The sequence below is a fragment of the Arthrobacter sp. SO3 genome (genome assembly GCF_020532825.1).
Lineage (GTDB): Bacteria > Actinomycetota > Actinomycetes > Actinomycetales > Micrococcaceae > Arthrobacter.
This window is the reverse complement of the sequence record NZ_MQTS01000099.1, coordinates 1-1,855: the sequence shown is the minus strand read 5'-3', so window position 1 is coordinate 1,855 and position 1,855 is coordinate 1. Positions and strand designations below refer to the sequence as shown.

Annotated in this window: 2 protein-coding genes; both read left to right on the top strand. The window is 72.0% G+C overall.

What is annotated here, in order from left to right; translation table 11 throughout:
• Positions 1-75: 75 nt before the first annotated feature.
• A complete protein-coding gene (gene alr / locus BJQ90_RS10055) occupies positions 76-1,296 on the top strand; it encodes an alanine racemase (protein WP_226760148.1) in 1,221 nt (406 codons plus the stop codon).
• On the top strand, positions 1,293-1,855 hold a 563-nt coding region (gene tsaE, locus BJQ90_RS10050), incomplete at its 3' end, for a tRNA (adenosine(37)-N6)-threonylcarbamoyltransferase complex ATPase subunit type 1 TsaE (RefSeq protein ID WP_226760147.1). The genes alr and tsaE, both read left to right, overlap by 4 nt.

The window sequence follows — 1,855 nt, the reverse complement described above, 5'->3', positions numbered from 1 at the left end:
GGTGCGGGGTGCTGCCGCGGGGCCCGAAAGGGGGCCGAATTCAGCCGGATGCGCTGCCACCCCTAGAATCGTTAAGTGACTTACCCAGCAGCAACAGGTGACTTCCAGCCCGTCCCGGAGGCTCCGCCAGCCTTCGCCGAGGAACGCTCGGCGGTAATCGACCTCGAGGCCATCCGGCACAATGTCCGCCGGCTGGCGGCCGTGGCGTCACCGGCCCGGGTGATGGCAGTGGTCAAGGCCGATGCCTACGGCCACGGCGCCGTCCCCGTCGCCCGCGCGGCGCTCAGCGCCGGCGCCCACTGGCTGGGAACGGCGCACATTTCCGAGGCCCTGGCCCTGCGCGCCGCCGGCATCGAGGCGCCCCTGCTGGCCTGGCTGCACACCCCGGAGAGCAATTTTGCCGCCGCCGTGGCCGCGGGGATCGACATCGGCTGCTCGGGCTGGGAACTCGAACGCATTGTGGCAGCCGCCCGCGAACAGGAACGGCCCGCCCGGGTGCACCTCAAGGTGGACACCGGGCTGGGCCGCAACGGTGCAACCCTGGATGCCTGGGACAGCCTGGTCGGCGAGGCCATGGAATACCAGGACCAGGGCCTGCTGCGGGTGGTGGGCATCTTCTCCCACCTGGCCGTCGCCGACGAACCCGAGCGCCCGGAAACCGACGAGCAGCTGGCGGCCTTCCGCGAAGCCCTCGCCATCGCCCAGGACGCCGGCGTGGATCCCGAGGTGCGGCACCTCGCCAACACCCCGGCCACCCTGTCCCGCCCTGATACCCACTTTGACCTGGTCCGCGTGGGGCTGGGCCTGTACGGGCTCTCCCCGTTCGAAGGGCAGGGCTCGGAAGAGCTGGGCCTGCGCCCCGCCATGACCGTCCGCACCGTCGTTTCGCACTGCAAGGATGTCCCGGCCGGCCAGGGCGTGTCCTACGGGTTGAACTACCGCACGGGAAGCGCCAGCACCCTGGGGCTGATCCCGCTGGGCTACGCCGACGGCGTCCCGCGGATCGCCACCGGGGGACCGGTCCGCGTCGGCGGCGTGAACTACCCGGTCGTGGGACGCATCGCGATGGACCAGATGGTGATCGACCTCGGCCCGCTCCACGTTTCCACCGGGGGGCCCAGCGTCCTCGGCGCGGAGGCGGTCCTGTTCGGTGACGGCGCCGACGGCGGCCCCACCGCCGAGGACTGGGCCCGGGCGGCCGGCACCAACAACTACGAGATCGTCACCCGGATCAGCCCCCGGGTGCCGCGCCGCTACATCAATGAAGAGCCCGCCGGCGACGAGTCCCGGCCGTGAGCGCGGCAGCCTGGGAACGGACCCTGGAAGTCCGGACCGCGGACGAGACCCACGCCCTCGCGGCCGGCCTCGGCGCCCAGCTCCAGGCCGGGGACCTGCTGGTCCTCACCGGTGAGCTGGGCGCGGGCAAGACAACCTTCACCCAGGGCCTCGGGGAGGGCCTGGGGGTCCGGGCCGGCATCATCTCACCGACTTTCGTGCTGGTCCGTATCCACCCGAACCTTCCCGACGGCCCCCGGCCGGGCGGACCGGACTTGGTGCACGTTGACGCGTACCGGCTGGGTTCGGCCTCGGAAATCGACGACATCGACCTGGAAAACACCATGGACAGCGCCGTGACCGTGGTCGAATGGGGCCGTGACCGCGTGGAGCACCTGAGCGAGAGCCGGCTCGAGGTGGACCTGGTCCGCAGGCTGGGAGGCGGCGCGCCCGCCCCGCAGGCGGCCCCGGAAGCCATGGGGGAGCTGGCCGCTGTCGATGACCCCGGGGTGCTGGACTTCGACACCGACGACGACGAGCCCCGCACGATCGTGATCCGGGGCTTCGGCCCCCGCTGGGT